This is a genomic window from Azospirillum sp. B4 (genome assembly GCF_000333275.1).
GTDB lineage: Bacteria > Pseudomonadota > Alphaproteobacteria > Azospirillales > Azospirillaceae > Nitrospirillum.
Genome location: NZ_BACU01000160.1, coordinates 1 through 5,145, shown reverse-complemented (window position 1 = coordinate 5,145; position 5,145 = coordinate 1). Strand labels below are relative to the sequence as shown.

7 protein-coding genes are annotated in these 5,145 nt (G+C 69.6%); 1 reads left to right on the top strand and 6 read right to left on the bottom strand.

The features are described 5' to 3' along the window. Window positions 1-368 (top strand): aldo/keto reductase (locus tag I55_RS07475; protein WP_044559884.1); only part of this gene is annotated, 368 nt, incomplete at its 5' end. 44 nt (window positions 369-412) lie between these two features. Here the strand turns inward: I55_RS07475 and I55_RS07470 are convergent. The 6 genes from I55_RS07470 to I55_RS07445 form a co-directional block, all read right to left on the bottom strand. Continuing rightward, on the bottom strand, window positions 413-1,069 hold the full coding sequence (locus I55_RS07470) for a hypothetical protein (RefSeq protein WP_148293616.1): 657 nt from the start codon (window positions 1,067-1,069) through the stop codon (window positions 413-415). Between the two features lie 100 nt (window positions 1,070-1,169). After that, window positions 1,170-2,435 (bottom strand): MgtC/SapB family protein, encoded by a 1,266-nt coding sequence (locus I55_RS07465; protein WP_044559882.1) that lies wholly within the window; start codon window positions 2,433-2,435, stop codon window positions 1,170-1,172. Between the two features lie 101 nt (window positions 2,436-2,536). Then, window positions 2,537-3,058 (bottom strand): flavodoxin, encoded by a 522-nt coding sequence (locus I55_RS07460; RefSeq protein ID WP_049973920.1) that lies wholly within the window; start codon window positions 3,056-3,058, stop codon window positions 2,537-2,539. 96 nt (window positions 3,059-3,154) lie between these two features. Next, on the bottom strand, window positions 3,155-3,613 hold the full coding sequence (rlmH, locus tag I55_RS07455; protein WP_044559881.1) for a 23S rRNA (pseudouridine(1915)-N(3))-methyltransferase RlmH: 459 nt from the start codon (window positions 3,611-3,613) through the stop codon (window positions 3,155-3,157). A gap of 143 nt (window positions 3,614-3,756) precedes the next feature. After that, complete coding sequence (rsfS, locus tag I55_RS07450; RefSeq protein ID WP_083900922.1) at window positions 3,757-4,146, bottom strand: ribosome silencing factor; 390 nt, start codon at window positions 4,144-4,146, stop codon at window positions 3,757-3,759. 207 nt (window positions 4,147-4,353) lie between these two features. Then, window positions 4,354-4,998: a nicotinate-nucleotide adenylyltransferase gene (locus I55_RS07445; protein WP_083900921.1), complete on the bottom strand. Its 645-nt coding sequence runs from the start codon at window positions 4,996-4,998 to the stop codon at window positions 4,354-4,356. Between the last annotated feature and the right edge of the window lie 147 nt (window positions 4,999-5,145).

Here is a 5,145-nt window from a genome sequence, read left to right as displayed (position 1 = left end):
CCAAGATCCGGCGCGGCCAACCGGTGCAGCCCGGCCGCATCGCCAGCGGCGGGGCCGCCGGCGGCCCGGTGGTGGATGAGGACTATCTATACACCGTCGTCGATGCGCTGGACGCGGTGGCGGCGGAGACGGGCAAGACCGTGCCGCAGGTGGCGCTGAACTGGCTGCTGACCCGGCCCAGCGTGGCAAACCTGGTGATCGGCGCCCGCAATGAGGAGCAATTGAAACAGAACCTGGGCGCCATCGGCTGGTCGCTGACGCCTGATCAGGTGGCCTTCCTGGAGCAGGCCAGCCAGAAGCAGCCGATCTATCCCTACTGGCACCAGAAGGACTTCAATCACCGCAATCCCAAGCCCACCACTTGGTGAGACGGGAAGGGGGCGGCCGATTCACCCGGTCGCCCCCGCTTTGCTTATTTCTGGTCCACGCAACTGGGATAGGGCGCGCGTTCGCCGGGCACGATGGGGCACAGCCGAACCGGATCCAACTGGGCGACGCGGTCGTTCCAGACGGTGGCGTCGAAGGCCAGCGGCTGGGCCGAGGCGGGGCCGCGTTCAGCCCATTGCAGGGTGTAGAAGTCGCTGGTTCCCTTGATCGCCATGATCACGGCGGACTCGCTGTGTCCGCCGCCTGGGGCGGTGCCGCAGCTGATCCAGGCGATGAAGGCCGGCTGGCCGTTGATGGTGGGGGAAGCGACTTCCTTGGCGGCGAAGGTGCTGGCGCAGGCGTTCTTGTACCGGCCGGCCAGCATGGCGGCGAAGCCCTGGGGCGTGGCGTTGGGGTTGGCGCTCAGCCCTTGGAAGCCGGTGACGGTGATCATCTGCGTCCACTGGTCCAGCGTCTCTCCCTGCCGGACCATCTCCCGGATGTATTGGCTGCCCTGGGTCTGTTCATGGCCAACCTGGAAACCGGCCGGCACGCTGAACATCACTAGTTGGCCGAAAATCGGCGTGATGGATTTGACGGGGCGTCCCTGGGTGTCGATGCCCTGCGCCCCGGCGGTGGAACCCAGGCCGGCGGCCAACAGGCAGATTGAGGCCGCGCCGATGGCGGCCAACATGTTTTTCATGATCGCTCCCGTTCAGCGCCGCACGCCGAGGGCGCGGGCGGGCGGGAGGCTACAATCCAGGGGCGACGCTGGCAATGGCCGCTTGCTTACCGCCGCTTGCTTACCAATGCATCGCCAGCGCGCCGGCGCCCAGGGTCAACGCGCTGATGCCGCCGACGATGGCCCCCAGCCGCAGGCCGCCGACCCAGCCGGCCATGACGGCCTTGGTCACCGTGTTGACGGCGGTGACGACCAGCACGCCCTCCGCCGCCACCGTCAGGCTAAGACTTTTGCCGCCCAGATGGGCCATGGACAGGGTCACGGCATCCACGTCGGCCACGCCCGACAAGGCTGCCAGGACCAGCACGCCGGCGGCACCCAGGGTCTGGGTCAACACCTGGGCCGCCAGCGCGATGGCGGCGATGAAGGCCGCCAGCTTCAGGGCCATGCCTACTTCCAGCGGGTTGGCGATGTTCAAATGGGGCACATGGTGCTGGCGGTTGCGCACGATCAGGGCGGCCGCGCCCAGCACTTGGCCCAAGGCGGCCGTGGCCAGGGCCGGCGCCAGCGGACGCAGCAGGTCGGGGTTCAGCACCATGGCCAGCACCCCCACCCGCGTCATCATCACCGCACCCGCCAACAGGATGCCGGCGCCCAGCAGGCGGCATGAATCGGGATGCGCCCGGCCCAGCCGCGCCAGCGTCAGCGTCGTGGCGGTGGAGGAGGCTAGGCCGCCGGCCACCGCCGCCATCAGCACCCCCAGCCGGTCGCCCAGGGCGCGCACCGCGACATAGCCGCCGAAGGAGATGGCGGCGATCATCACCGCCAGCAGCCAGATGGAATGGGGGTTCAGCGCCCCCCAAGGGTCCACCGGCCGGTCCGGCAGGATGGGCAGCATGAGGAAGGACATGGCCAGCAGCGTCAGCATGGCCCGCACCTCCGGCCAGCTCAACGTTGCCACCCAGCGATGCAGGGGGTCGCGCAGGGCCAGCAGTCCCGTCATGGCCACGCCGGCGGCGATGGCGGCGCGCACATCGCCCAGCACGGCCAGGGCGCCCAGCAGGAAGGTGACCAGTCCCGCGACAACGGAGGTGACGCTGAGGTCGCGATCCGGATTGGTGTCGGTGTCGCCCCTGGCCTCCAGCCAGTGAAAGGCGGCGAAGGCAGCGGCATAGCCCAGGAAGACCGTGCCCAGGATGTAGGGCTGCTGCGGGCCGGCCAACGCCCCGGCGATCCCGCCCAGCAGGCCCGACAGGGCGAAGGTGCGCAGGCCCACCGCCCGCTGATATTCCTGGCCGCTGCGGCTGTGCCAACCCCGTTCCAGCCCCACGAGCAGGCCGATGGCGAGTGACACCGCCAGGCGGCTGAGAAGGGCGGTGGAATCCATGAGGCGTGTCCGGTGGCGATTTTCCAGCCATCATAGGACCGGAACGGTTCGGCCGCCGCATTGATCCACCGCAAAGGATCCTGTGCGGTGGGCGGTGGCGTTTACCGGGTGACCTCCGGCACCGATGCGGGCTGTACCGGCACCAGGGCGGGCCTCGGGCGCACGCTTTGGGCGAAATGGGCGACCGCCTCGGCATAGGTGCCGCTTTTCATCTCGGCGGCGGTCACGGTCAGCCGCGCCTTGGGCGGTCGGCCCACCCAGGCCTGCAGCTCGTCCAGCGACTGTTGCCCCGCCGATCCGCCATGGGTCAGCAGCAGGGCGGTGTCCGGCAGGGTGGCCCGCTCCCGTTGGATATAGGCACGCAGCGGCGGGCAGGGGTGCCAAGCCCAGATGGGGCCCGCCAGCACCACCAGCTCATAATTCCCGGCCCCATGCACGGCCGGCGCGATCGGGGGCCGGCGTCCGCGCCAGCTGTCCGCCGCCGCCCGCCACCAGCCCATGAAGCTGACGTCGTAGCGGTCGCAGCGGATTTCCTCGATGTCGGCTTGCAGATGCCGGGCCAGTTCCGCGACCACGGTGCGGGTCGTTCCGGTCAGCGAGTAACAAGCGATGAGTACGGCCATGGCCCCCTCCACTTCCATTCGCGCGCAACGGCGCTCGCTCAATGAAAGGTTGGCGGAAAAGGCGCGGGGCGGCATTGACCCACCGCAAACGGGTGGTCACACCCGGTGGTAGGGATGTCCCGCCAGGATTTGCTGGGCGCGGTAAAGCTGTTCGGCCAGCATGCCGCGCACCATCATGTGCGGCCAGGTCATGGGGCCGAAGGCGATGAGCAGGGCGGCGCGGCGCCGCACCTCCTCCGCCAGGCCATCGGCGCCGCCGATGACGAAGGCCAGGTCGGCCACGCCGCCATCGCGCCATATGCCCACCTGGCGGGCGAAGGCCTCGCTGGGCAGGGCCTTGCCGCGTTCGTCCAGGGCCACCAGGGTGGCGCCCGGCGGGATGGCTTCGAGCAACAACTGGGCCTCCAGCCGCTTCAGCTCATCGCCCTCCACCCGCTTGCGGCACTCGACCTCACGCAGGGTGAAGGGCCAGGTGATGCGGCCCTTATACTCCTCGAACAGGTCGCGGGCGGGGCCCGGACGGCTGCGGCCGACGGCGATCAGCCAAACGCGCATGGGCCCGATTCCGTTACTAGCTCAGGGGTATGCCGGTGGCGTGAGACAACGGCTCATGCCACCGGAGGCCGGCGACTGCCGGCCCGTGCCGGTCAGGCCCGTAAGGCAAGGCCACGGATGTGGCCGCCCGCCGCCTGAGGGCATCAAACAGACAAAAAGTCGCCGGCCGGCGCGCCGAACCCGGCGAAGTCGGGCGGCAGTTCCACGCCCCACATCTTTTCCAGGTTATAGAAGGCGCGCACCTCCGGCCGGAACAGGTGGACCAGCACGTCGCCGGCGTCGATCAGCACCCAGTCGCACTGCGGCGTGCCTTCGGCGTCCAGGCCGATCAGGCCCACCTCCTTCAGCTTGGACAGCAGGTGGCCGGCCATGGCGTCCACCTGGCGGGCGGAACGGCCGGACGTGATGACGATGTAGTCGGCCAGACTGGACTTGCCCTTGAGGTCGAGCACCACGGTGCCTTCGGCCTTGTCATCCTCCACGCTGGCGACGATCAGGTCGCGCAGCTGCTCGGGGAAATCAGGGGCCGCCATGTCCGGAAGCGGCTGGGGCGCCGTCCGCCCAGCGGTCGGCGTCGGGAAATGGGCGATGGTGGAAATGATCGTTACCTCTAAGCAAAAAAGGGCGCCAGAGACCGGAGGACCGGCCCGCACCCTGATGATAGTCCGATGGTGTCCGTGGGCAAGCGGCGCCAAGGCCGGGCTGCCCACGGGATTAGTCCTGGCGGTGCGCCCCGCCCGTCAGCGGCCGCCCCACCACCCCTTCCGCCGGATTTCGGTGGCGGAGGCGGGATGCAGCGGCCCGTCCAGGAAGGTCCAGGCCGGTGCCGGCCGTGCCGGCAGCCCACCCGCGTCCCGAGGAGGAACCCGATTGCGGAGATAACGCCGCGCGGCCTTGCCGACAAGCGCCTTTAAGGAATAGGGGCGGCGCGGAAACACGGCAACCGGAACGCGACCCATGATTTGGGCCCACCCCCGCCAGCGCGGGATCTGCAGCAGGTTGTCCGCCCCCATGATCCAGACGAAGCGGGTGCGGGGATAGCGGCGGCGCAGGGCCGCCAAGGTGTCGACGGTGTAGCGGGTGCCCAGCTGGGTCTCCAGGTCGGTTACCAGGATGCGTGGGTCCTGCGCCATGGCCCGGGCGGCGTCCAGCCGGGCGTCCAGCGTGGCCATGCCGCGCGCCTGCTTCAGCGGGTTCTGCGGGCTGACCAGCCACCAGACCTGGTCCAGGTTCAGGCGGCGCAGCATCCATTGGCTGACATGGCGGTGGCCGGCATGGGCGGGGTTGAACGACCCGCCCAGGATGCCGATGCGCCGGCCGGCCCAACTGGCACCGGTCAGCGGCCGCGGTCGAATCCAATAGCGGCCGTGATGGGAGGTTGACATGGGGGTAACGCCGGCCGGTCGCTTACGGCCGCGTCTGGCCGTCGCCGCGCACGACGTACTTGTAGCTGGTCAGCTGTTCGGCCCCCACGGGGCCGCGGGCGTGCAGCTTGCCGGTGGAGATGCCGATCTCCGCCCCGAAGCCGAACT

Excerpts from the sequence above, each read along its gene's own strand:
- I55_RS07470 (WP_148293616.1), bottom strand. The coding sequence starts at position 1,069 with ATGAAAAACATGTTGGCCGCCATCGGCGCGGCCTCAATCTGCCTGTTG.
- I55_RS07465 (WP_044559882.1), bottom strand. The coding sequence starts at position 2,435 with ATGGATTCCACCGCCCTTCTCAGCCGCCTGGCGGTGTCACTCGCCATC.
- I55_RS07460 (WP_049973920.1), bottom strand. The coding sequence starts at position 3,058 with ATGGCCGTACTCATCGCTTGTTACTCGCTGACCGGAACGACCCGCACC.
- rlmH (WP_044559881.1), bottom strand. The coding sequence starts at position 3,613 with ATGCGCGTTTGGCTGATCGCCGTCGGCCGCAGCCGTCCGGGCCCCGCC.
- rsfS (WP_083900922.1), bottom strand. The coding sequence starts at position 4,146 with ATGGCGGCCCCTGATTTCCCCGAGCAGCTGCGCGACCTGATCGTCGCC.
- I55_RS07445 (WP_083900921.1), bottom strand. The coding sequence starts at position 4,998 with ATGTCAACCTCCCATCACGGCCGCTATTGGATTCGACCGCGGCCGCTG.